This window comes from Streptomyces sp. 11-1-2, assembly GCF_003595545.1.
Lineage (GTDB): Bacteria > Actinomycetota > Actinomycetes > Streptomycetales > Streptomycetaceae > Streptomyces > Streptomyces hygroscopicus_B.
Genome location: NZ_CP022545.1, coordinates 8,415,512 through 8,439,631, shown reverse-complemented (window position 1 = coordinate 8,439,631; position 24,120 = coordinate 8,415,512). Strand labels below are relative to the sequence as shown.

Below are 24,120 nucleotides of genomic sequence, written 5' to 3'. Positions count from 1 at the left end.
GAGGAGCGGGGTCGAGGGGCGGAGCCCCTCGTTTCGGGAAGGGGCGGGGTGGGGGCTCTCCGCCGGAGGCGCCCACGCACCCGCGCCCCAAGGCACGCACGCCCCAAGGCACGCACGCCCCGCCCCCGCTACGGCTCGCGGCCGAGCAGGGCCAGGAGTCGGGCCTGCGCATCCGCCCCCGACGGTGGCTCCACAGGCGCCGCGAAAAGCCCGCTCTCCTCCAAGTCCGCCGCATACGGCGCGACCTCCCGCACCGAAAAGTCCACCAGCGGCTTCGGAATGCGCTCCTCCGCCCCGATGGCCCGCGACAGATCCCACGCGTGGACGGCCGCGTCAGCCGTCATCTGGGCGCAGTAATGCGTGGCGGGGCTCTCTCCGTACGAGAGTTCGACCATCCGGTCGAGGGCTCCCGGCTCGCGGAAGGCGTCCCGCGCCGCGGCGACCACCACGTCCCACGTGGCGACCGGGTCGTCACCGAGCAGATCGCCTTCCAGCGCATTGCTCTGGTCGGCGACGCTCGCCCCCTCCCGGACCAGCGCTGGCACCCACATCTGCTCGACCGCGAGATGGTTCACCAGATCCCGTACGGTCCACTCGGCGCAGGGCGTCGGGTCGTCCCACTGATTGGGCCGGATCGCGTGCACCCGTTCGGTGAAGAGGTCCAGCGCCTCGCCGTGCCTGGCCAGCAGCGGATTCTCCGTCATGGGCGATCACCCCGTCTGAGGAGGCTGAGGGGGCTGAGGAGGCGCCCCGGACCCCGGTGCCGGAGGTGTCGGCGGCGTGGGAGGCGCGGAGGGCCCGGAGCGGCCGGAGGGGCCCGAGGGACCAGCGGAACCCGGAGCGGCGGGCCCCGAAGGGCCCGTGGACGGGGCAGGCCCCGAAGGCCCCGAGGGTGCCGAAGGCGCGGTCGGCCCAGAAGCCACGCCCGGCCCCGGCCGCGGCCCCGACGCCTGCGCCGCGGAGTTCTTCAGCCACCCCGCCGCCACCAGCAACAGCGCGAAAACAATCAGCGCCGCCGCCCACGCCGGAAGCGCGAGGGCGAAGAGCAGCACCAGGCACGCCGTCAGCGCACCCCCGGCGTAGAGCGCGGCCGCCGCCGCGCCACCGTAGAGGCGGACCGCGCGCCGCCCGGACTGCTCCCGCAGCTCCCTGCGGACTTCGTCGCGGACGGCCCGTGCGACCGGCTCCGCCAGGTCCCCGGCCGAGGGTATGCCCGCCTTCGGGTAGCCCGATTTATCAGTCATGCGCCGCCGGGTACCCGTGCCCCATCGTCGCTAACAGGTCCCAGCCAACATGGGCGGGGCGCGGGACGGAACACGGATACGCGGGCACATCCGCAGGGCAAGACAGGGCACGGCGTCGAACGCGGCCCCTGATCTCCCACGTCCGACGCCGCTCCTCACTCCCTGACTCCCTACGGGCCGCTCGGCCACACGACGGGTCCCCGCCCCCGGGGTCCTCAAACGCGCCCGACAACCTCGTGTCGATGCCATCGCGACGGGTACGCGTGGGGGACGCGAAATCTGGAGGGAGTACACGCGACTCGGACATCTCCAACCGCTCTACGACCGCCCCGACGAGTCCGCGGCCCAGGAGCGGGAACGCGCCGCCCGCCAGGCAAGTCGCCGGCCGGCAGGGCAGGGCGCCGACCGGGCCACCTGCCGTGCGGTGCGCCGGCCGTACGAGGGCGGCGCGGACTGACCATCCCGGGAGACGACCACCTCGGAAGATGACCGACCGGGAAGATGACCGACCCGGAAGACACATACGGACCCGCTGAGGAAGGGGACCGACATGCAGCGAGGCAGCGATCGGCTGAGCGTCCACAAGGACGACGAGATGAAGCACGAGCTCCAGGGGCTGATCCGCTCCGGGCACCCGACCCGTGCCGAGGAGTGGCACGACCCGGAGCCGGCCGCCGACGACGACCCGGACGTGACCCTGGGGCCGGTCCCGGCCCGCGGGACGACCGGCGAGGCCGAGGCCGAGGCGGTGCGGTTCGAATTCGCGCGCCGGCTGGGACGTACGTCGTTCCCTGCCGATCGTGAGGAGCTGTTGCGCGTCCTGGAGGAACGGCACACACCGGACGGTCTGATCGCTCTGGCCGAGGAACTGCCCGCGGACCGGACGTTCCACACGGTGCAGGAGGTGGTCTCGGCGCTGGGGCTGCGCCCGGCCTCGTAAGACTCTCGTCAGACCCTCGTAAGACATGGAGGGACGGCGAGACCATGGCTTATGGAGGGACGGCGCACACCGGCACGCATAGCACCCGCCCCGCGCGGGTACTGCGGGCAGCACATCACCCACGAAGGGGAGGTGGACAGATGGCCCAGGACCCACCTCGCTATGTGCGGGAAGTCATGACGCGGCCCGTGATCTGGGTGCACCCCGATGCCTCGCTGGTGGAAGCAGCTCAGCTGATGCGCGCACAGGGCATCGGCGATGTGCTGGTCGCCAGCGACGGGGAGCTGCTCGGTGTGCTCACCGACCGCGACATCACCCTCCGCGCCGTCGCCGAGGGCATCGACCCCCTCGCCGTCACCTGCCATGCCGTGTGCACTCCGGACCCGGTGACCATCGGGCCGGACGAGGAGGTGGCCGAGGCGGCCGCGCTGATGCGGCGACATGCGGTGGGGCGGCTTCCGGTCGTCGAGGCGGGGCGTCCGCTGGGCGTGATCAGCCTGGGCGATGTGACGGAGCCGCCCTGAATTCCCGCAGCACGTTCCGCCGAAGGGGCGGCGGGGGGTCCTCCCCCGCCGCCCCTTCGCCATGAGACCGCCGTCGCCCCTTCGCCATGAGACCGCCGTCGCCCCTTCGCCATGAGTCCGCCGCCTCTTTCCGCATGGCACCCACACCGCTTACATAGTGAGACGGTTCTTCTCGTGATGCGAGATGCCTTCTACCGTGGAGCCACCCGCTCACCGGTCCCGAAGGGGGAGTTCCGCCATGTCGAAGGACGCCGCCGTCTACACCCACGGCCACCATGAGTCGGTGCTGCGCTCGCACACCTGGCGCACGGCGGCCAACTCCGCCGCGTATCTGACCGGCCACCTCCGGCCCCATATGCGGATCCTGGACATCGGCTGCGGCCCCGGCACCATCACCGCCGACCTGGCCGAACTGGTCCCCCAGGGGCAGGTCACGGGCGTCGACGCCGAGGACTCCATCCTGGAGCGGGCCCGCTCGGTGGCCGAGGAGCGCGGGCTGACGAACGTGTCCTTCGCGGTCGCCGACGTCCACGCGCTGGACTACCCCGACGACTCCTTCTGCGTGGTCCACGCCCATCAGGTGCTGCAGCACGTCGGCGACCCGGTGGGGGCGCTGCGCGAGATGCGACGGGTGTGCGCGCCGGGCGGCATCGTGGCGGTGCGCGACTCCGACTACGCCGCCATGACCTGGTATCCGTCCGTCCCCGGCCTGGACGGCTGGCTGGATCTCTACCACCGGGTCGCGCGGGCCAACGGCGGCGAGCCGGACGCCGGTCGCAGGCTGCGCTCCTGGGCGCTGGAGGCGGGGTTCACCGACATCGACATCACCTCGACCGCCTCGGCGTGGTGCTACGCCACCGAGGAGGAGCGGGCGTGGTGGAGCGGGCTGTGGGCGGACCGCACGGTCGCCTCCTCCTACGCCCGGCGCGCGGTGGACGGCGGCCATGCCACCGAGGAGGAACTGCGGTCGATCGCGGAGGCGTGGCGGGCGTGGGGCGAGGCCCCGGACGGTTGGTTCGCCGTCCTGCACGGTGAGATCCTCTGCCGCGTCTGAGCAGTTCAACTAGGCTCGCCCGCATGGATATTCTGGGGACTTCACTCCGCGTGTGCGTCGACGATCTGGATTCGGCGATCGCCGTCTACGAACGGCTGACCGGAGCCGAGGCGGTGCGCTTCCAGCGCGGCCCCGTCTCGGTCGCGGCGGTCGGCTGCTTCTTTCTGATGAGCGGTCCGGAGTCGGAGCTGTCGATTCTCCGCAAGATCACGGCGACGATCGCGGTGAAGGACGTGGACGAGGCGATCGCGGATCTCACGGCGGTCGGCGGGCAGATCGTGGCCGGTCCGCTGCCCGCCCCCGTGGGCCGGACCCTGGTGGCGCGCCACCCCGACGGCTCGATCTTCGAGTACGTCGACCGGAACCCGATGGCGTGACCCGCCCGTGAACTCACCGTCCGGCAGACCCGTCAGGAGGGCGGTCCCGGATCCTCGGTGAGCTCCCCGTCGTCGAACTCCTCGTACGCCTCGTAGAGATCGTCTACATCACGGAGCTCATCGCTCTTGATCCGGACCGCCTCCTCCTCGGCGGACAGCCCGCTGGTCGAGCCCTCCTGGGAGTAGACGTCCTGCTCGCGCGGGAAGTCGGGGTCCGGCTCGTCGTACAGCAGCCCCGCCCGTTCCGCCTCGATGCCGACCGGCTCCCCCGTCTCCGGCTCCTCATCGGTCAAGCGCTCCTCGAGCGACTCCCGCTCATGCGTCTCCGCACTCGTGGTGTCCCGGTATTCGGCGATCGTCGGCTCGTCCCCGGGCACGGGCAACTGCTCAGGATCCTCGGCCCGCTGCTGCTCGGGCGTACCGTCCTGCAGATCGGGGTTCCCCTCGTCCTCGGGATCCGCGCCGGGGTCATGCGGTGTCCTCACGGTCGCGGCTCCTTCCGCTCGCTCGTGCGCTATGCCGACATCCACGACCGGGTACCCCCTTGGGCCAGCCCTATGCGGGCCGCACCGCGCAACCCGAACGCGGGCGCGAGCGCAGCCGCGCGGCATCCATGGCGGATGCACCCCACTCACAGGTGCAGGCCACTCGCCCCAGCGCCCCGGGCAGGCCCGCTCTCGGGCGAGATCGCCTGCGGGCGCGCACCGGGCCGCCCCAATGCGGGCCGCAGACCACTTGGACGGCGCAGTCCGCCTGCGGGCACGACCCAAGCAGGCCCGCTCTCGGCCAAGACCGCCGCCGGACACAAGCCAGACAGGCCCGCTTCCGGACGAAGCCGCCTGAGGGCACAACCCGGCCAAGCCATGCGCCACATGCAGGAGCGCAACCCGGGCAGGCTGCCCTGCGGCCCGCAGGCCACTTGGAGGGTGCAGGCCACCTGCGGCCGCAAGCCGGGCAGGCCCGCTTCCAGACAAGACCGCATGCGAGCACAACCCGGCCAAGCCACGCGCCATGCGGGGGCGCGCAACCCGGGGAGGTCGCCATGTGGCCCGCAGGCCAGTGACAGGACACAGACCGCTCACGCTCACGCCCCGGGCAGGCCCGCTCGAGGCCGAGGCCGCCTGCGGGCGCACCCCGGATCGTCCCAATGCGGGCCGTGGGCCCGCTATGTGGGGCGCATGCGGAACTCGTAGCGGCCGGGCAGCGGGTGCTCGGTCCTGGCCCGGGCCCTTGCCTCCTCGGTCAGGGGCTCGTCGGTCCCCGTCACCAGCCGTTCCACGATCGCGTACCAGGTGTCGCTCAACGCTTCGTCACCCTCGCGCAGATCGCAGACCTCGAAGCCCTCGTCGAAGACGGCGCGGGCTGCGAAGGCGTCACCCTGGGCCAGCAGCACCTGTGCGCGCAGCAGCCGGAAGCGGCCGCGGGCCCGGATGGCGGGGCGCAGGGCGTCGAGGACCGCCCGTGCGTCGTCGGCGCGGTCGGCCGCGAGCAGCGCAACGATCGCCTCCCGGCCGAGTGCCGCCTCGGCCGCCTCCAGGGCGACCGGGTCGGCGGCGGCAGCGACGGGCGGCGCGGCCAGCGAGACGGCGGTCGGCGCTCCGGCCGCCTCCGCCCTCTGTCCCGTTCCCGCTCCTACTCCCGGCCCCTGCCCCGCTCCCGCCGCTTCGAGCACCGGGTCCGCTTCGAGCACCGGGTCTGCCTCCGGCGGCGGGACGGTGCCCGAGGCGAGGAGGAGCTGTACGGCGCGCAGCAGCCGGTCCGCCGCGCGCGCCGGATGGCCGGAGGCGGTGTCGGCGACGGCCAGACAGCGCAGTGCCCAGGGCGTTTCGGCGCACCGCAGCGACCGCTCCCAGCTGCGCTCGGCCTGTGCGCGGTCGCCCGCATGCCACTGGGCGACGCCCAGGTGGTATTCGGCGCCCGCGGTCGAGGGGGCCGCTTCGAGGAGGTCGCGCCAGACGGGCGCGACCAGGGAGGCGCCGGGGTCGGCCTGGGAGGGGCCCGGCTCCCAGTCGGGGAGGGCGCCGGTGCGCAGCAACCGGCGCCACGGCTCCTGCTCCTCCCCCAACGTGCCCGGGTCGAATGGCGTACCGGGCAGCTGGAACCCGCCCCGCTCGGCCTCCAGCGCGCCCCACCCGGAGCCGGTCGCGAGCTGCTCCGCCGGTTCCGCGTCGGCGTACGGGCGCCAGGCGGCGTAGGCCGCGTCTACCGCGGCGCGCGGCAGCGCCGCCTCGAGCCGGGTCTCGGTCTCGCGGCGGGCGGTGGCCCAGTCGGTGCCGTGGACGGCGGCCGGGTCGGCGGTCAGCGGACCGTACGCCTCCAGCCAGGCGAACTCCTCGCCCGCCTCCAGCGGGATGTGCTCAAGCTGGGTGCGGGCGAGCCCGGCCTGGATCTCGGCGTAGCCGCCGGTGCCGGGCTCGGTCAGCCACTGCTGCCAGCGCCGTCCCCCGGGGCCCGCGCCCCAGACGAAGAGCTTGCGCCCGCGCAGCAGATCGGTCGAGGTCTGGACGAGGCCGCTGCCGCCGGCGTCGAGGGAGGCGATCCAGCGGCGGGTGCCGTCGGGCACCTCGTAGAAGTAGTCGGCGGGGTAGGCGCCGCGCAGCGGATAGGTGCGGTCGGCGCCGTCCCACTCCGGGACCGGAACCCTGCTCAGGCTGCGGGCGTAGCCGAAGTGCCAGGCGTCGTCGGCGGGGGCGAGGACGCGGGTGTGCTCGTCCTCGGGGACGGCGATGTTGGACCACCAGTAGACGGGGGCGGGGAGGTGGTGGGGGTTGCGGATCCTGACGCCCACGTAGAGGAACGCGGAGTCGGCGGGCAGCCACAGATCCACCTGGAAGGGCAGATCGCGCAGCCGCTCCCACTCCCACAGCCGCACCATCGCGCCCCCGTCGGCGGCGTCGGGGGCGGGGACGCGGGCGGCGTGCAGCGGTGCGCAGGACAGGGTGGTGTGGCCGGTGGCGCCGATGTTCCACTCGATCCCGCCGGAGAACCAGGCGCCGTTGAGGGCGAAGTCGGCGGGCTGGAGCACCGGGTTGCGGTACAGCAGCTCGGTGTCGGCGGAATCGCCGGTGGCCTTGTGGATCAGCGAGTGGACCCGGCCGCCGAGCCCGGGCAGCACCGTGGCCCGCAACCGGTCGTTCTCCAGGACGATGGCGTCGAGCGTGGCGGGGGCGCGGTCGCGGGCGTAGCCGTCGCGCAGCCGCACCGGCAGCACCGACCGCAGGGGGGCATGGGCGACCTGACGGGCCATGTCGGAGGGGAGCGTGGCCCAGACACGGTCGTCCACGCGGTGCACCTCGTCGAGGGGGCGCAGCGCGGGCAGGGGGTTGTCGGGCCCGACGGGGGCGGTGGGAAGGGTCAGGGTGGTACGTCGCACGCTCGTGGCCACGGGCTGCCTCGCTCCGACTGCCTTGGGTCACCTCGGTGCGGCGACCGTCCGATGACCATGGAACAACGTCGTGGGGCCCGCTGAACAGAGCCGCTTCGGACCGATCATGGTGCCCCGTCAGCCAGGACCGGTCGGCTGGTCCAGCATGTCGCTGGTCATGGCCCAGCGCTCATGGTCGCGCCACGCGCCCTCGATATAGAGGAAGTCTGGGGAAAACCCTTCCAGCCGGAAGCCATGGCGCTTCACCAGCCCCAACGACGCCTTGTTGCCCGGCTGGATGTTGACCTCGACGCGGTGCAGCCCCAGCGGCCCGAAGGCATGGCGCAGAACGAGCCCCAGTGCCTCGGACATATAGCCCTGTCCGGCAGCGGGCGGAAAGGCCCCGTAGCCGATCGAGCCGCACTGGAAGGCGCCGCGCACGATGTTGTTGATGTTGATGAAGCCGACCATGTCCCCGGTTTCCCGGGCACAGACGAGGAAGCCCTCGCGGTCCTCGCGCTCAAGCTGGGCGATGTACTGCAGATAGGCCCGCTCGGTGGTGGGGAGGGTGAGCCAGGGTCGGTGGAACTCCATGCTCTCCCGGGCGCGCCTGACGAACTCCGCACCGTCCGCGCGGGTGGTGCGGCGGATGGCCGCCCGGGTTCCCTCGGTGACATACCGGACGTCAGGCATGCGGCAATGATGACAGCAGCGCCATGGCCGCCGCATAGCCGGAGCCACCGGATATGGCCTCGCCCACGGGGATGTCGGTCATCGCCCACGGGCCGACGGGCACGGGGGCGAGCCCGGTACCGACGTAGTTGACCGCCGGGTCCCGGGACAGGCCGGTGCCCAGGCCCTTGAGATAGGCCTCCTTACGGGTCCAGCAGCGGGCGAAGGCGGCGGGCCGGTCGGCCGGCGCCAGCGCGTCCAGCTCGGCGCGCTCCTTGGGATGCAGGCTCTCGGCGACCTGATCGACCACCGAGGCGGGCTGCAGCTTCTCCACATCCACGCCGACCGGGGAGCCCGCGAAGGCGAAGAGCACCAGATCACCGGCGTGCGACATGTTGAAGTGCAGCGGCGTGCCGGACACGGCGGGGCGGCCGTGCGGCCCACCGCAGCCGGGACATGTCTCGCGGGTGAACGGAACGTCGGCCGGGGGCAAGCCCAGATAGGCGCCGAGCAGCTCCCGCAGCCCCAGATGAGCCGCCGTATAGCGCTCGCGGTCCTCCGCCCGCAGGAACTTCGCGGCCCGCTCCCGCTCCTCGGCGTCCAGGATCGTGCCGGGCGCGCCCGCGTCCATGGCCGCGGTGTACCGGGAGACGCTGAGCAGCCAGGTCTCGGGCTCGCCGCCCTGCGGCCAGGCACCGGCGACGGCGGTGGGCAGCGGCTCGGAGCCGACGATGCGCGGGGCCGATGGGGGTGTCAACTCGCTCCTCCAGTGGAGTTCGGGGCCGCTGATGTCAGCAGCTCCAGGGTAGGCACATCGGATCTGATCAGCCCGAAGGTCTGGATGTACAGCGACAATTCGGCCTCCAGGGCGCGGATCATCGTATCGGCGCGGCGGAAGCCATGGCCCTCGCCCTCGAAGGTGAGGTAGGCGTGCGGGATGCCGCGCCCGGAGACCGCCTCCAGGAACCGCTCGCACTGCTCGGGCGGGCAGATGGTGTCGTCCAGCCCCTGGAGCAGGACAAAGGGCGAGCCGATGCGGTCGGCCCGGTGCAGCGGGGAGCGCTCGCGGTAGCGGTCCGCCACCTCCGCGAGCGGGCCGACCAGCGATTCGGTGTAGCGCGACTCGAAGTCATGGGTGCCGCCGGTGGCCCAGGAGACCAGGTCGAGGATGGGGTAGGTGACGGTGGCGCAGGCGTAGAGATCCGTGGCGGTGAGGGAGGCCGCCGCCGTCCAGCCGCCCGCGCTGCCGCCGCGGATCGCGAGCCGGGCGCGGTCGGCGATGCCCTCGTCGGCGAGCGCCCCGGCGACGGCGGCGCAGTCCTCGACGTCGACCACGCCCCACTGCTCGCGCAGCCGCTCGCGGTAGACGCGGCCATAGCCCGTGGAGCCCCCGTAGTTGACCTCGGCGACGCCGATGCCACGTGAGGTGAAATAGGCGATCTCCAGGTCGAGCACGAGCGGGGCGCGGCCGGTGGGCCCGCCGTGGGCCCAGATCACATACGGCGGAAGCTCTCCGTCCGGTGCGGTGTGGCCTGGATGGCGCGGTGGATGGAGCTGGGCGTGGATCTCCCGGCCGTCCGGTCCGGTGAAGGTGCGGGCCAGCGGCCGGGGATAGTACGCGGGGTCCACGGGGTCGGTGTACGCGTTGCCGATGACCCGGGAGCGGCCGGTGCAGACGTCCAGCTCCATCACCTCATGGCCACTGTGCGGGCTCGCCGCGACGCCGACCACGCGCGTGCCGTTCACGGCCAGCGTCGGCTCCCATTCGGTCCAGGGGCCCGGCACATCGGCCGTCCCGCCGGTCCGTGGATCGAGGATGCCGAGGGCCGCCGCGCCCCGGCCGTGCAGCACCGCGATCAGACCGCCGGCCAGCGGGGCGAACCAGCGGTGGCCCAGCTTCCACAGCGGCCCGCCGAACTCCTCCTCGCGGGGGCACAGCGCCACCGGCCGACCGGCCCGGGCCCATTCCCGCGCACCGGTCCCCTCCGCCGGCGGCTCCAGACGGTGCAGATTCCACCAGCCGGTGCGGTCGGTGGCCGCGAGCAGCGCGCCGTCCTCGGCCCACTCGATCTGGGCGACCGACTCATCCGGCCCGCCCAGCACCGTCCGGGCGCCGGTGAAGGAGCCGTCCTCCGCGACATCGGCCAGCATCACCTCCGTGCCGTCCCAGGGCATCCGGGGGTGGTCCCAGACGATCCAGGCGGCCCGCCGGCCGTCGGGCGAGAGCCGGGGTCCGGTGAGGAACCGATGCCGGTCGTCGGTCAGCTCGCGCACCGCCGCGCGATCTTCGGCGGCCGAACCGTCCAGCGGTACGGCGGCGATCACCCGCCGCACATCCGTCGGCCCCTCGCCCGTGAACTCCTCCAGCACACACCACACCTCGCCGCGCTCCGGGCGCAGCACCGGATCCGCCCAGCGCAGCCCCTCCCCCACCGCCGACAGCGGGGTCAGCGGGCGCGGCGCGCCCCCGGCCGGGGCGTCCGGCTCATGGATGTACAACCGCTGGTCGGCGAAGTGGACGAACACCACCAGCGGGCCGCCGCTCGCGCGGTCCACCGCGGCCCAGGGCATCCCGCCGTACCCCATCACCTTGCTGCGCACATTCCACGGCGGGGCCAGCACCGGGACCTCCGCGCCGTCGGTCCGCCGCCGGATCAGGGCGCGGCGGCCGCCCTCGCCGGGGCGCGGCGCGGTCCACCACACCTCCTCGCCGACCGTGCCCACATACTCCGGATGGCCGTCGTACGAGGCGACGAGCGCGGCGTCGACCGGGGAACTCCAGGCTCCGTAGGGGGCCATGACGGCCGTCTGCTGCTGCACCGTTCGCACCGATCCTCACGCCCTCTGCAGGAAGTGGTCGAGCACCCGGACGCCGAAGTGCAGGGCCTCCACCGGGACCCGCTCGTCCACGGCGTGGTAGAGCGCCTGGTAGTCGAAGCCCTCGGGCAGGCGCAGCGGTGAGAAGCCGTATCCGGCGATGCCGAGCCGGGAGAACTGCTTGGCGTCGGTGCCGCCCGACATGCAGTACGGCACGGCGTGGGCGCCCGGGTCGAAGTGCTCGACGGCGGCACGCATCGCCCGGTAGGTGGGGGTGTCGATCGGCGCCTCCAGCGGGCACTCGCGGTGGTGGAACTCCCACTCCACGTCCGGTCCGGTGAGCCGGTCCAGGGTGTCGTGGAATTCGTCCTCGCCGCCGGGCAGCATCCGCCCGTCCACATAGGCGGTGGCGCTGCCGGGGATCACATTGACCTTGTAACCGGCCTCCAGCACCGTGGGGTTGGCGCTGTTGCGCACGGTCGGCTCGATCAGGGCGGCGGCGGGCCCCAGCTTGGCCAGCAGGGCGTCGACGTCGAAGTCCGCGGCGTCCACATCGGCCGGGATGCCCTGGAGCGCGGCCAGTTCGGTGAGCGCGGCCTTCACCGTGGGCGTCAGCCGGACCGGCCAGCGGTGCTCGCCGATCCGGGCGACGGCGGCGGCCAGCCGGCTGACCGCGTTGTCCCGGTTGACCTTGGAGCCGTGTCCGGCGCGGCCGTGCGCGGCGAGCTTCAGCCAGGCCGTGCCGCGCTCCCCCGCCCCGATGGGGTAGATCCGCGCCCCGGGCCCGGCGTGGAAGGTGAAGGCTCCGGACTCGCTGATGCCCTCGGTGCAGCCCTCGAAGAGGTCGGCGTGGCGCTCGGCGAGGAAGCCGGAGCCCCAGGCGGCGCTGTCCTCCTCATCGGCGGTGAAGGCCAGCACGATGTCCCGGCGCGGCCGCACGCCCGTCCGCGCCCAGGCCCGCACGACCGCGAGCACCATCGCGTCCATGTTCTTCATGTCGATGGCGCCCCGGCCCCAGACGACGCCGTCGCGCACCTCCCCGGAGAAGGGGTGCACGGTCCAGTCGGCGGGCTCGGCGGGCACCACGTCCAGATGGCCGTGGACCAGCAGCGCGGGCGCGGACGGATCGGTGCCCTCGATCCGGGCCACGACGTTGGTGCGCCCCGGCGAGCGCTCCAGCAAGGTGGGCTCGATCTCCACATCGCCGAGCATCTCCGCCACATACTCGGCGGCCGGGCGCTCCGAGCAGTCACCCCCGCCGCGGTTGGTGGTGTCGATCCTGATCAGCTCGGAGGTGAACCGCACCACCTCGTCGAGCGTCTGGGCGTCGATGGTCTCCGGACGGTCCGTGTCAGCCATATTGCTCCTCCACCGCGGCCGAGACGACCGTCGTGACGGCCTTGAAGCAGCGGATCCCCTCGTACATGGTCGGTGAGGTGTACGCGACGCGACGCTCGCCACTGCGCTCCACGCCCGGCACGACGCTCGCCGCCCCCACCAGATGCTCGGCGTCGAATTCCAGCTCCACCGTGAACGGCCCGCCGCGGGCGGGCTCGTGGCGCACCGCCAGCACCGCCGCCTCCCGCGCCGCCGCCCGGATGTCCGCCGCCGTGCGGGCGGGGGTGCGGCAGACCGCCGCATAGCGCGAGACATAGTCCTTGACCGCGATCGAACGGGCGCCCGGCGCATAGTCTCCGGCGTCCTCACAGGTCTTGTCGTCCCCGGTCACCAGCACCACCGGCACCCCGTACTCGGCTGCCACCAGGGCGTTGAGCCGGCCTTCGCTCGCCCGCGCGCCGTTCACCCACACTCCGGTGATGGAGTTGGCGAGGTAGGTGTGGGCGAGGACGCCCTCGGTGCCCGCGCCGGTGTGATAGCCGACGAACGCCACTCCGTCCACATCACCGTGCTGCACGCCCTCGACCATGCTCAGGCTCTTGTGCCGGCCGGTGAGCATCTGGGCTCGATCGTCCAGCTCTTCCAGCAGCAGATTGCGCATGGTCCAATGCGCCTCGTTGATGAGCACCTCGTCCGCACCGCCGTCGAGGAATCCGGTGACGGCCGCGCTCACATCGGAGGTGAACAGACGGCGGCAGCGCTCCCACTGGGGGGTGCCGGGCAGCACATCAGCCGGCCAGGTGACGCCGGTGGCGCCCTCCATGTCGGCGCTGATGAGGATCTTCATGCCTCGTCACGTTACGCGCCGCGCCCGACCCGAACCACCCCTGTGGATAACTGGTCCAGTCCACTGCCGGGACCGGCCCATGCCCGCCTCGTCCGGCGCGCGCCCGCCGCGCCCCAACCGCCCGCGGGCACACGCCCCGACCGCCCGCGGGCAAGGGCCCTACACCCGCGACACCACGAACCAGCGGGCCGGGAGCTCGACCCGTGAGCCGTCCGGCCACTGCTCCGTCTGGGCCAGCGCCGTCGGGCCCTCGGCGAGGATCTCCAGCCCGGCCTCCGCCAGCACCTCCGGCACCTCCTTGTCCGCCGCGTCGGCCGGCCGCAGCCCGTGGTCGAAGACCCGGCGCAGCTTCAGCGGCGGACCGCCCGGGCTCGCCGCCAGCTCCGCCAGCACGGCCTTGGAGTCCGCCGTCAGCTCCGCGACGAACCCCCGCCCGCGCCGCCCCAGCAGCGTGGCCACCGCCTCCGCGACCGGACGCCGGTCGGCGGCGTCGCTCTGGTGGATGACGGCGCGCATATACACATTGGCGTCGCCGAGCCGCCGGGCCAGTTCCGCCACCCCGGCCGCGTCCGTCAGGCTCAACTGCCGGTACTCCGCCGTGCCCGCCGGATCGGCGTGCCTCGCGTGCTCCACCGCGGCGCGGGACAGGTCGACGCCCACCGCCCGTCCGAAGCGGGCGGCCAGATAGCGGGTCTGGGTGCCGTTGCCGCAGCCCAGGTCGACGATCGGCAGCGAGGGGTCGGCGTACGGCGCCAGCAGGTCCAGATGCGGGGCGGCGCTCAGCGAGGGGTCCGCGTCCCAGATGGCGTCCCCCGGGGCATCCGAGGTCTGCTGCCAGTAGCTCTCCCACGCCTGCCGGTAGCGCTCCGAGACGCTCATCGCCGCTCCCCTGGGTGTGCCAGCGCCTGTTCGAACCACACCGTTTTACCGCGCCCCGTGCGACTCGTACCCCACTCGCGCGCCAGTTTGCTGATCACTCGCAGCCCGCGCCCGTTCTCGTCGTCACGGTCCGCGCTCAGCAGCGCCGGCAGTTCGTGGTCGTCGTCGGTGACCTCGCACAGCAGGGCGTCGGTGCGGACCAGGCGCAGCCGCACATGGTGGGTGTGGGCATGCCGTATCGCGTTGGTCACCGCCTCGCTCACCAGAAGCTCGGCGGTCTCCACGGACTCCGGCAGCCCCCACCGCAGCAGCCGCTCGCGGACGAGCCGGCGGGCCCGCCCGACCTCGCTCGGGTCCAGCGCGAGCCGCCATTGGGCGACCTGCTCGGCCGGTATGCCGCCCAGCCGGGCCATCAGCAGCGCCACGTCGTCCTTACGGCCGTCACGGCCGTCCTCGTCCCGGGAGGCGGCGGCCAGCGCCCGGATGATGGTGTCGCACGCGTCGTCCATGGACGCCGCCGGATGCGCCGCGGACTCGCACAGCGCGGCGATCCCGGCGCCGATGTCCTGGCCGCGCACCTCGACCAGGCCGTCCGTGCACAGCACCAGCCGGTCCCCGGGCTCCACCCGTACCGTCACCGCCTCGAAGGGCACCCCGCCCACGCCGATCGGCGCCCCGGTCGGCAGGTCCAGCAGTTCGCTGCGGCCGTCCTGGGCCCGCACCAGCACGGGCGGGATATGGCCCGCGTTGGAGAGCACCAGCTCGGAGCAGACAGGGTCGTAGACGGCGTACAGACAGGTGGCCAGATAGTGCTCGCCGAGCCGCTGGGCCAGGTCGTCGAGATTGCGCAGGAGTTGGGCGGGCGGCAGATCGAGCGCGGCCATGGTCTGCACGGCGGTGCGCAACTGCCCCATCATCGCCGCCGAGGTGAGCCCGTGCCCCATCACATCGCCGACCACCAGCGCGGTGCGCGACCCGGGCAGCTTGATGGTGTCGAACCAGTCTCCGCCGACCCGGCCGAGCCGGGTCCCGGGCAGATAGCGGGTCGCGGTGTCGCAGCCCGCCATGCGCGGGGTCACCTGGGGCAGCATGCTGTCCTGGAGCGTCTCGGCGACGTTCTCCTGGTAGGTGTACATCCGGGCGTTGTCCAGGACGAGACCTGCGCGGGCGGCCAGTTCGGCGCCGGTCGTGCGGTCCATGTCGTCGAACGGCTCACGCCCGGGGCGCCGCAGCAACACCATGAAGCCCAGCACCACATCGCGCGCCTTGAGCGGCACGATCAGGATCGACCGGCCGTTGATCAGCGGCCTGAGGTCGCGCTTCTCGAACTGCCCGGCGATCCGGTCGCCCACCTCGTCGCTGATGTAAGGGATCAGCACCGGCTCGCCCGTGACCATGCACTGGAAGAACGGGGTGTGCTCGGGAAACGCGATGCTCTCCCCGACCGGCACGGTGTCGTCCCAGCGGCCCGGTTCGTCGTTGTGCTCGACCCAGACGCGGTGCCAGACGGTGGTGACGTCGGGCGGGCCGTCGGGGAACCCCTCGCCCGCCAGGACCTGGGCGCGCAGATGGGTACCGGCGAAGTCCGCGAAGCGCGGCACGGCGGCGCTGGTCACCTCGCGGATGGTGCGGGCGAGGTCCAGGGAGGTGCCGATGCGGCCGCTGACCTCGTTGAGGAACTCCAGCCGCTCACGGACCGCCGCGTACTCCAGGTCCACCTCATCGGGGTCCAGCGACCGCCCGGAGGCGTGCACGCGATCCGGTGCGCCGTCCGCCGTGACCGCGCGCCGCAGTACGGCCTCCTGGCGCGCCCGGCGCTCGCGGTAGCGCGGCATCCCCCAGTCCGGCGTTACCGGGACGCGCTCGTGGTGGCTGATCTCCAGTACCGGATAGCCCAGTTCCAGCACCTGGGCGACGATCCGGCCGGCCGTGGCCGGGCCCATGTTGGGCAGGATGTCCGGCAGCCGGCCGGACAGCCGCTCGGCGCCGGGGAACTCGGTGTGCAGCGCGAAGCCGGGTGCGATCCGCCCGTCCGGTTCCAGCGCGTCCCCGCCCACTCCGTTGGCGTCCGTCGCCAGTACCAGCAGCCGCTCCGGCCCGGGGCCCACCAGCGGATACGCCCACCACAGGACGTCCGCCTGGCCATGCGCCGGATCCGCCATACGGGCCCGCCCCGCGGTGGGGTAGTACATGGCGCCGAGCCGCGAATCGTCGAGTTCCGGGTGGCCCGTCGCGTCGGTGCGCACCTCCGCGCCGCGTAACGCCCCCGAGACCGGCATCAGGTCGACGGCGGGGCAGCCGACGGCCTGTTCGCGCGTGGGTCCGAAGAGCCTGCGGGCCCCCGAACTCCAATGCGTGACGCGCCCTTCGGCATCGATGACGACGACCGCGAGCGGCATCCTCCCGTGGACACCCCTGCACTGCTCCGGCACCGCGGGCGGCTCGCCCTGGCCGTCGTCGCAGCGCGACGTGCCGTACTCCATAGGCGGAAGACTCCTTCGCACGCAAGATCTGCGACAGCGCTACCCACGGTACGGCTGTTGCGGGCGTCCGCGGGAGGCAATACCCGAATAGGTGTCATGTGTGTGCGGGTGCGAATGAGTTGCCGCCGGGAGGCGCCGCGGCGCGCCTCCCGGCAGGGCGCTGGGCCTAGTCCTCGTAGCCCAGTTGGAGATCGCGCTCCGTACGGCCGCCGCCCGCGACCTGGAGGACCGTCGCCACCGGCGGGTAGCCGGCCGCGATGACCGTGTACTCGCCCGCCGACAGGTCGATGAAGCGGAACGCGCCGTCCGGGCCGGTTGTCGCCGTGTCGACCACATTGCCCGCCGCGTCCAGCAGCGTGACCCGGGCATCCTCCACCACCCGGCCGCCGGTGGCCCGGACGACCCCGCGCAGGACCGCGCCACCGGCCAGTTCGATGTCCTGCCGGGTCTCGCGGGCGGCCTGGACGGAGACGGGGAGGGCGGCGGGGCGGAACGCGGGGGCGCTGGCGGCGAGGGTGTATTCACCCGCCACCAACTCGTCCATCACATAGCCGCCTTCGCGACCGCTGCGGGTCGCCGCGACGACCTCGCCGCGCACATCGGTCAGGGTGACGGTCGCCTCCCTTACGGGGGTGCCGTCCGCCATAAGGACGGCACCGGCGAGCCGCCCCGCCCCGCCGAGGACCACGTCCAGGTCGACCGGCCGGTCCCCGACGGTGACGCTGACCGCCCGCGGCTGGTGACCGCCGGCCGCCGCGATCAGGACGTACGACCCGGCGCCGGGCGTGCTCAGCGCGTACCGCCCGTCCTCCCCGGTGGCACCGCGCCCGATCTGGCGCCCGCCGATGTCGATGAGGGTCAGGGCCGCCCGTGGGACCGAGGTGCCGTCGTGGTGCTGGACCGTGCCGCAGACCGGGACGCCGGCGGAGGGTGGCGGCGCGGCGGGCGCGCCCGCCGCGGCGTGCCGGGCGCCCGTGCGCGCGGCCGGCACCACGGGGTCTTGCAGGTCTTGCTGGACGGCATAGTCGGTGTGGGACACCAGAGGTTTCTCCTTCAGGAGGAAGGCGAGCAGGAAGCCCAGGACGAGCACCGGCACGAGATAGAGGAAGATCCGCGGCATGGCGTGGGCGTACGCCGCGATGTAGCCGTCCCGCAGGGCGCCCGGCATCGCGTGCACCATCTGCGGGGTGACCGAGTCGGGGTCGGGCAGACCGGTTCCGTCGCCGCCGCGCCCGTACGCCGCTCCGGAGGGCAGGTCGACCTCGAGGCGGTCGGCGAGCCGGTTGGCGAAGAGCGTGCCGAAGACGGCCGCGCCGACGCTGCCGCCGATCTGCCGGAAGTAGTTGTTGGCGCTGGTGGCCGAGCCGAGGTCGGCCGCGGGCACGGCGTTCTGCACGGCGAGGATGAGCACCGGCAGGACGAGCCCCAGACCGAGCCCGAGGACGCCCATCCACAGGCTGTAGTCCTGGCGGGAGGTGTCCTCCTCCAGCCGGGAGAGCAGCCACATGCCGACGACGGAGATCAGCCCGCCGACGATGGGGAAGACCTTGTAGCGGCCGGTGGCGCTGATGAGCTGGCCGGAGATGATCGAGGCCAGCACCATGCCGCCCATCATGGGCACCATCAGCAGCCCCGACTCGGTGGCCGAGACGCCGTCGACCATCTGCAGGAAGGTCGGCAGATAGCTGGCGGCGCCGAAGAGGGCGACGCCGATGACGGCGCCGATCAGCCCGCTGACGCAGAAGACCGAGTCGCGGAAGAGCCGCATGGGGATGATCGGTTCGGGGACGACGCACTCCACGACGACGAAGAGGATCGCCGAACCCGCCGCCCCCAGGGCGAGCCCGAGGATGACGCGGGAGCCCCACGCGTACTCCGTGCCGCCCCAACTCGTCAGCAGCACCGCGCAGGTGGAGAACAGCGACAGGAACAGCGCGCCCAGATAGTCGAAGCGCGCCCGCCGCGGCGGCTCCGGGACTTTGAGGACGGCGGCCACGACGGCGAGGGTGACCAGCCCGAAGGGGACGTTGACATAGAAGCACCAGCGCCAGGAGGCATGGTCGGTGAAGAACCCGCCGAGCAGCGGCCCGGCCACCGAGGCGAGGCCGAACGCGGCGCCGATGAGCCCCATATAGCGGCCGCGTTCCCGGGGCGGAACGATATCGGCCATGATCGCCTGGACGCCGATCATCAGACCGCCGGCGCCCACACCCTGCACCGCGCGGAAGGCGATCAGCTCGTCCATCGTGCGGGACCAGCCCGCGAGCGCGGATCCGGCGACGAAGACGACGATCGCGAAGACGAAGACGCTCTTACGGCCGATGAGGTCGCCCAGCTTGCCGTAGACCGGCAGCACGATGGTGACCGCGAGGAGGTAGGAGGTGACGGTCCAGGACATCTTGTCCAGGCCGTGGAGTTCGCCGACCACCTCGGGGAGGGCGGTGGCGACGATGGTCTGATCGAGGGCCGCGAGCAGCAGCGCGAGCATCAGCCCGAAGAAGACCATCCGCACCCGGGCGGGGCTGAGCGGGGTGGGCGCCGGGGCGGCGCCCTCCACCGGAGGCGGTGCCGCGCCCGCCCCGGCGCCCCCGGACCCGTCGGGTCCGTCGTCGGTGGTGTGGGCGGGAGGGCCCGCCGGTTCGTACCCCCCGTGCCGCTCGTGGCTCTCTCGCCGCTTCGGCACGGTGGCCCCGGTGGTCCCGGTGGTGCCGCCCACGTCCTTCTCCCCTCGTCACGCCTGCGCCGCCCATTTCTCGCATCACGCGCAACCAGGGGCAAACAGCAACGAATCACGTACGAGGGGTTATCGACGGCATTCCCCCCGGTGGGAGTGTGTGCGGGGGTATGCCGGACCGTGGAGAAAACCACCCGAACCGGTGAGTGCGACGTTCGGTCCGGGGGACGGGATCAGGACGCGCCGAGCGCTACTGGGCGGTCTGGGCCGCCTCGGCGGCGAGCTTGGCCAGCAGTTCGTCGTAGATCCGGGCCAGTCCCTTGGGGGCGAAGGTCCGCTCGAAGAAGCCGCCGATGCCACTCGCGCCGGTCCAGGTCGAGGTGACGACAACCCGCGACTTGCCCTCACCCGACGGGGTGACCGTCCAGGTGGTGACCATGGAGGAGTTGCGGTCCTTCTCGACAAGCCGGCCGTCGCTCGGCTCGGAGACCTCGAGCAGGCAGTCGCGCACCCGCTTGCTGGTGGCCTGGAGCTTCCAGTGCACGACGGTGCCCTCACCGTCGCCGCCCTCGCGCACCTCGTACTCGCTGAACTGCTGCGGAAGCAGCCGGGGGCGGGTCTCGCGGTAGTCGGCGAGTGCGTCGAACACGTCCTCGGGCTTACCCGTGACGATCCGCTCCGTAGTGGCCTCGACCTGGCCCATCGCATGTCCCTCCGCGCTCGACGTGGCGCCCCCAGCCCGTGACGCCTTGACGAGCGCAAGCCAACCACCTCAGGGTCACCCGCCCAAATCGGGGGTTGACGAAAACCAATCAAACATGTGTTCTATTGTGGTACGAGCGAGACCCGGAGGTGCCTGCGATGCGCTGGGACAACCTGACCCGAGACGACACATCGGCCACCCCGGCCCTCTTCGCCGCGGACGCGGTGACCACCCGAACCTTCGACACTCCGGAGTTCCGCGGGATCACCTTCCACGAGATCCGGGCGCGCTCGATCATCAACCGGGTGCCCGGGGCCTCCCGCATGCCCTTCGAGTGGACGGTGAACCCGTACCGCGGCTGCACCCACGCCTGCGTCTACTGCTTCGCGCGCAAGACGCACAGCTATCTCGACCTGGACACCGGGACCGGCTTCGACTCCCAGATCGTGGTGAAGACCAACGCGCCGGAGCTGCTCCGCCGCGAGCTGGCCTCCCGCCGCTGGGCCGGCGAGCACATCGCCATGGGGACCAACGTGGACTGCTACCAGCGCGCCGAGGGCCGGTACCAGCTGATGCCCGGCATCCTTACGGCGCTCGTGGAGCGCGCCAACCCCTTCTCGATCCTCACCAAGGGCACGCTGATCCTGCGCGATCTGGAGCTGCTGCGGCGGGCCTCACGCGTGACCGACATCGGCGTCTCGGTCTCGGTCGGCTTCACCGACGGCGAGCTGTGGCGCACCGTCGAGCCGGGCACGCCCTCGCCCGAGCGGCGCCTGGACGTCGTACGGACGCTGTCCTCCCACGGGATCCCGTGCGGCGTGCTGATGGCGCCGGTGATCCCCTTCCTCGGCGACTCCCCCGAGCAGTTGCGCGCCACCGTAAGGGCGATCGCTCAGGCCGGAGCCACCTCCGTGACCCCGCTGGTGCTCCATCTGCGCCCGGGCGCCCGTGAGTGGTTCACCACCTGGCTCACCCACCACCACCCTCGGCTGCTGCGGCGGTACGACGCGCTGTACGAGGGCGGCTCCTACGCCCCGAAGTGGTACCAGCGGCGGATCACCGGGATGGTCCACGACTTCGCCACCGAGTACGGCATCGGCCCGTACGCGGCGGGCACGCACCGCAATGTGCCGGAGGAGCCGGAGAAGCCGGACGCCCGGGCCGACTCACCGCCGGCGCCCGCCCAGCTGTCCCTGCTGTGAGCACGCGCGTGTGTGAGCACGCGCGTCACCGCCGTGAGCACACGCACCCCCCGGCGGGCCGTTTCCCTGCTGTCCCTCACGGCACGCGCGCCTCACCCACCTTCTCCGCCGCGCCGCCCTTGCCCGCAGGCTCCGGGGCGCCTCCGCCCGTGACGGCGCCTTCGCCGGTGATGCGGGCCAGGGCGGCGGCGGCAGCCGCGCTGAGGCGTATGTGCTGGGCGGCGGCGGTCAGCGCCGGGATGGCGCGCTCGTCGCCGATCGCGCCCAGGCCCTCGACGCAGGCGCGGGCGATCGCCCAGTGGCGGTCACGGGCCCCCAACTGCCTTTCCAGCGCGGCGACCAGGGACGGCACGGACTCGGCGGCCCGCAGCTCCACCAGCAGCCGGATGGGGTGCAGGGAGTACGCGGTGCGCAGCGGGTTCGTGGCCAGGGCGGCGGCGGCCCGCGCGGTGCGCGGATCGCCGAGGCGGGCCAGCACCCGGGCGGCGGTCGCACAGCGGGCCGGCTCGCGGTAGTTGAGCAGCAGGACAAGGGTTTCGAAGGCCCTGCGGTCTCCTGCGCTGCCGAGCACAAAGGCGGCCGTCTCCCGCGCCCACAGCGGCTGCTCCGGCGCCACCAGGATGCGGGCGAGCTGTTCACGCGCGGCGGGGGTGCCCTGCCGTACGAGCGCGAGCAGCGAGGCATGGGCCGCCGTTTCCTGCGGGGTTGAGAGCGAGGCCCGTACCCGCTCCGTCAGCGTCCGGAATTCTTCGTCCATACGAGGTCTCCCCTCCCCGGTGGGCCGCGCCCGGGCACGGCCGCACTATGAGCTCTGGCATCTTGGTTACCCACGAGTTAATATGGCGACACGAGCAGTACCCCTGCTCCGGCGGCCTGGTGACGCAGCCGCCTTGTGTGACGTCGGTTCGGCACTTCCAGAAAAGCGAGTACGGCATGGCCCCGGGACAGGGTCGGCCGGGTGTCTCCCACGGGCAGTTTCCTCCGTACGGCGCTGTCCGTAAGGGAGCGTGCAAGCCCTTCCATCGGGGATTTGTGTCAGCCGCGTCAGCCCCCCGCGCATGCGTGGCGTGAACGGCGTCAGTGGCATGGCACGAGCTCCCCTCAGTCGTCACTTCATCCCCTTTCGCGGGGAACACCCTCTGGAGTCCGCGATGGACCGTCTCCCACACACCGGCGTCAGCACTGCGTCCCCCTCTGATCTCTCCCCCTCCCGGGCCCCGCTCACTACTGTCGCCGTCGTCGGGCTCGGCACGATGGGCACCGGCATCGCCGAAATCCTGGCCCGGGCGGGCCGCGAGGTGATCGGCGTCGACCTCAACGAAAGCGCCTGCCGCCGAGCCGTCACCGCGCTCGAGGTCGCCACCGCCCGCGCCGTGCACCGCGAGCGGATCAGCGAGCGGGAGCGCGCCGGGATCCTCGACCGCTTCCGCGTCTCCACCGATCTGCGCGCCGCCGCCGACGCGGAGCTGGTGATCGAGGTGGTGCCCGAGGACTACGACACCAAGCACGAGGTCTTCGCCGCGCTGGACACCGTCGTCAGCCCCTCAGCGATCATCGCGACCGGCACCAACGCGCTGTCGGTGACCCGGCTGGCCGCCGAATCCGCCCATCCGGAGCGGGTCTTGGGCCTGCACTTCTTCAATCCGGCGCCCGCGATGAAGCTCGTCGAGATCGTCTCCAGCGTGCTGACCGCCCCCGCGGCCATCGAGGCGGTCACCGCGCTCGCCCGCGATCTGGGCAAGGAGCCGGTGGCGCTCGGCGACCGGCCCGGCTTCGTCGCCGACGGGCTGCTGTTCGGCTATCTCAACCAGGCCGCGGCGATGTACGAGGCAAAGTACGCGGCGCGGGAGGACATCGACGCCGCGATGCGGCTCGGCTGCGGGCTGCCGATGGGCCCGCTGGCCCTGCTCGACCTGATCGGCATCGACACCGCCCGTACCGTCCTTGAGGCCATGTACTCCGCCTCCGGCGACCGGCTGCACGCGCCCGCGCCCATCCTGGGGCAGCTCTCCGAGGCCGGTCTCACCGGCCGTAAGGCGGGCCGCGGCTTCTATACGTACGAGGCGCCGGGCAGCGCCACCGTCGTCCCGGACGCCGCGACGGCCGAGGTGCGGCACTCCACGGAAGGCGCGCGTCCGGTGCGCGCCGTGGGCGTCGCCGGCTCGGGCACGATGGCCTCCGGGATCGCCGAGGTCTTCGCGAAGGCGGGCCTGGAGGTGGTGCTGGCCGGCCGGACCCTGGAGAAGGCCGAGCGGGCGAAGGCCCGTATAGGGAAATCCCTGGAACGCTCGGTGTCCAAGGGGCGGATGACCAGCCGGGCCCGGGAGCAGGCGCTGGAGCGGATCACCGCGGCCGACGCACTCGACGCGTTCGCCGAGGTGGATCTGGCCGTGGAGGCGGTGGCCGAGGATCTGGTCGTCAAGCAGGAGCTCTTCAAGGTGCTCGACAAGGTCTGCAAACCGGGTGCGGTGCTGGCCACGACCACCTCCTCGCTGCCCGTCGTGGCCTGCGCGCGGGCGACCTCGCGCCCGCAGGACGTGGTGGGCCTGCACTTCTTCAACCCGGCGCCGGCGATGAAGCTGGTCGAGGTGGTGCGCACCGTGCTGACCGCGGACGATGTGCGCGCGACCGCGCACGCCGTGTGCGCGGCGGTGGGCAAGCATCCGGTGGACTGCGGCGACCGGGCGGGCTTCATCGTGAACGCCCTGCTGTTCCCGTACCTCAACAACGCCGTGAAGATGGTGCAGGAGCACTACGCCACCCCGGACGCCATCGACGCCGCGATGAAGCTGGGCGGCGGCTATCCGATGGGGCCCTTCGAACTGCTCGATGTCGTGGGGCTCGATGTGTCGCTGGCCATCGAGCGGGTGCTGCACCGGGAGTTCCGTGAACCGGGCCTGGCGCCCGCGCCGCTGCTGGAGCATCTGGTGGCCGCGGGGTGCCTGGGGCGCAAGACCGGGCGCGGCTTCCGCGAGTATGCAAAAGCCTGAATTCTGCTCCGG

The 24,120-nt window shown here is 72.6% G+C and carries 20 protein-coding genes; 7 read left to right on the top strand and 13 right to left on the bottom strand.

Translation table 11 applies throughout. The features are described from left to right. Positions 1-128 precede the first annotated feature (128 nt). A complete protein-coding gene (locus CGL27_RS36235) occupies positions 129-704 on the bottom strand; it encodes a TIGR03086 family metal-binding protein (RefSeq protein WP_119991955.1) in 576 nt (191 codons plus the stop codon). A gap of 76 nt (positions 705-780) precedes the next feature. On the opposite strand from CGL27_RS36235, the gene CGL27_RS52470 reads away from it, so the two are divergent. The 5 genes from CGL27_RS52470 (at position 781) to CGL27_RS36210 (ending at position 4,139) form a co-directional block, all read left to right on the top strand. Next, positions 781-1,083, top strand: a complete 303-nt coding sequence (locus CGL27_RS52470; RefSeq protein ID WP_240450751.1) for a hypothetical protein — start codon at positions 781-783, stop codon at positions 1,081-1,083. Between the two features lie 711 nt (positions 1,084-1,794). Continuing rightward, on the top strand, positions 1,795-2,184 hold the full coding sequence (locus tag CGL27_RS36225; protein WP_078640300.1) for a DUF2795 domain-containing protein: 390 nt from the start codon (positions 1,795-1,797) through the stop codon (positions 2,182-2,184). 140 nt (positions 2,185-2,324) lie between these two features. After that, on the top strand, positions 2,325-2,708 hold the full coding sequence (locus CGL27_RS36220; protein WP_078640302.1) for a CBS domain-containing protein: 384 nt from the start codon (positions 2,325-2,327) through the stop codon (positions 2,706-2,708). Between the two features lie 238 nt (positions 2,709-2,946). Beyond that, positions 2,947-3,762 carry a class I SAM-dependent methyltransferase gene (locus CGL27_RS36215; RefSeq protein ID WP_078640303.1) on the top strand — a complete coding sequence of 272 codons (816 nt, stop codon included), beginning with the start codon at positions 2,947-2,949 and terminating at the stop codon, positions 3,760-3,762. A 23-nt stretch (positions 3,763-3,785) separates the two neighbouring features. After that, on the top strand, positions 3,786-4,139 hold the full coding sequence (locus CGL27_RS36210) for a VOC family protein (RefSeq protein ID WP_014055744.1): 354 nt from the start codon (positions 3,786-3,788) through the stop codon (positions 4,137-4,139). A gap of 32 nt (positions 4,140-4,171) precedes the next feature. Here the strand turns inward: CGL27_RS36210 and CGL27_RS36205 are convergent, their stop codons facing one another. From CGL27_RS36205 to CGL27_RS36155, 11 genes are all read right to left on the bottom strand, one after another. Next, on the bottom strand, positions 4,172-4,624 hold the full coding sequence (locus CGL27_RS36205; RefSeq protein WP_119991953.1) for a DUF5709 domain-containing protein: 453 nt from the start codon (positions 4,622-4,624) through the stop codon (positions 4,172-4,174). 680 nt (positions 4,625-5,304) lie between these two features. Then, the gene (locus tag CGL27_RS36200; protein ID WP_119991952.1) at positions 5,305-7,524 is read right to left on the bottom strand and encodes a DUF5107 domain-containing protein; all 2,220 of its coding nucleotides are present in this window, start codon (positions 7,522-7,524) and stop codon (positions 5,305-5,307) included. A 117-nt stretch (positions 7,525-7,641) separates the two neighbouring features. Beyond that, the gene (locus tag CGL27_RS36195) at positions 7,642-8,196 is read right to left on the bottom strand and encodes a GNAT family protein (protein ID WP_119991951.1); all 555 of its coding nucleotides are present in this window, start codon (positions 8,194-8,196) and stop codon (positions 7,642-7,644) included. After that, on the bottom strand, positions 8,189-8,932 hold the full coding sequence (locus CGL27_RS36190) for a 4'-phosphopantetheinyl transferase superfamily protein (RefSeq protein WP_119991950.1): 744 nt from the start codon (positions 8,930-8,932) through the stop codon (positions 8,189-8,191). Before CGL27_RS36190 ends, CGL27_RS36195 begins: the two co-directional genes overlap by 8 nt. Further along, positions 8,929-10,974 carry a prolyl oligopeptidase family serine peptidase gene (locus CGL27_RS36185; protein WP_119994725.1) on the bottom strand — a complete coding sequence of 682 codons (2,046 nt, stop codon included), beginning with the start codon at positions 10,972-10,974 and terminating at the stop codon, positions 8,929-8,931. The genes CGL27_RS36190 and CGL27_RS36185 overlap by 4 nt, the downstream gene beginning before the upstream one ends. Before the next feature lie 36 nt (positions 10,975-11,010). Continuing rightward, positions 11,011-12,351, bottom strand: a complete 1,341-nt coding sequence (locus CGL27_RS36180; protein ID WP_119991949.1) for a M20/M25/M40 family metallo-hydrolase — start codon at positions 12,349-12,351, stop codon at positions 11,011-11,013. Then, positions 12,344-13,177 carry a M55 family metallopeptidase gene (locus CGL27_RS36175; protein ID WP_119991948.1) on the bottom strand — a complete coding sequence of 278 codons (834 nt, stop codon included), beginning with the start codon at positions 13,175-13,177 and terminating at the stop codon, positions 12,344-12,346. The genes CGL27_RS36180 and CGL27_RS36175 overlap by 8 nt, the downstream gene beginning before the upstream one ends. A gap of 159 nt (positions 13,178-13,336) precedes the next feature. Continuing rightward, a complete protein-coding gene (locus CGL27_RS36170; protein ID WP_119991947.1) occupies positions 13,337-14,056 on the bottom strand; it encodes a class I SAM-dependent methyltransferase in 720 nt (239 codons plus the stop codon). Further along, a complete protein-coding gene (locus CGL27_RS36165) occupies positions 14,053-16,455 on the bottom strand; it encodes a SpoIIE family protein phosphatase (protein ID WP_119994724.1) in 2,403 nt (800 codons plus the stop codon). Before CGL27_RS36165 ends, CGL27_RS36170 begins: the two co-directional genes overlap by 4 nt. Before the next feature lie 250 nt (positions 16,456-16,705). Further along, positions 16,706-19,096, bottom strand: coding sequence for an MFS transporter (locus CGL27_RS36160; RefSeq protein WP_240451039.1), 2,391 nt, complete (start codon positions 19,094-19,096; stop codon positions 16,706-16,708). Between the two features lie 367 nt (positions 19,097-19,463). Next, positions 19,464-19,916 carry an SRPBCC family protein gene (locus CGL27_RS36155; RefSeq protein ID WP_119991945.1) on the bottom strand — a complete coding sequence of 151 codons (453 nt, stop codon included), beginning with the start codon at positions 19,914-19,916 and terminating at the stop codon, positions 19,464-19,466. 158 nt (positions 19,917-20,074) lie between these two features. On the opposite strand from CGL27_RS36155, the gene CGL27_RS36150 reads away from it, so the two are divergent. Further along, positions 20,075-21,118, top strand: a complete 1,044-nt coding sequence (locus CGL27_RS36150) for an Rv2578c family radical SAM protein (protein ID WP_119991944.1) — start codon at positions 20,075-20,077, stop codon at positions 21,116-21,118. A 76-nt stretch (positions 21,119-21,194) separates the two neighbouring features. Here the strand turns inward: CGL27_RS36150 and CGL27_RS36145 are convergent, their stop codons facing one another. Further along, positions 21,195-21,875: a HEAT repeat domain-containing protein gene (locus tag CGL27_RS36145; protein ID WP_119991943.1), complete on the bottom strand. Its 681-nt coding sequence runs from the start codon at positions 21,873-21,875 to the stop codon at positions 21,195-21,197. Between the two features lie 394 nt (positions 21,876-22,269). Between CGL27_RS36145 and CGL27_RS36140 the strand changes: the two genes are divergently transcribed. Next, entirely contained in the window at positions 22,270-24,108 is a 1,839-nt protein-coding gene (locus tag CGL27_RS36140; protein WP_119991942.1) for a 3-hydroxybutyryl-CoA dehydrogenase, read from the top strand. Positions 24,109-24,120: the final 12 nt, after the last annotated feature.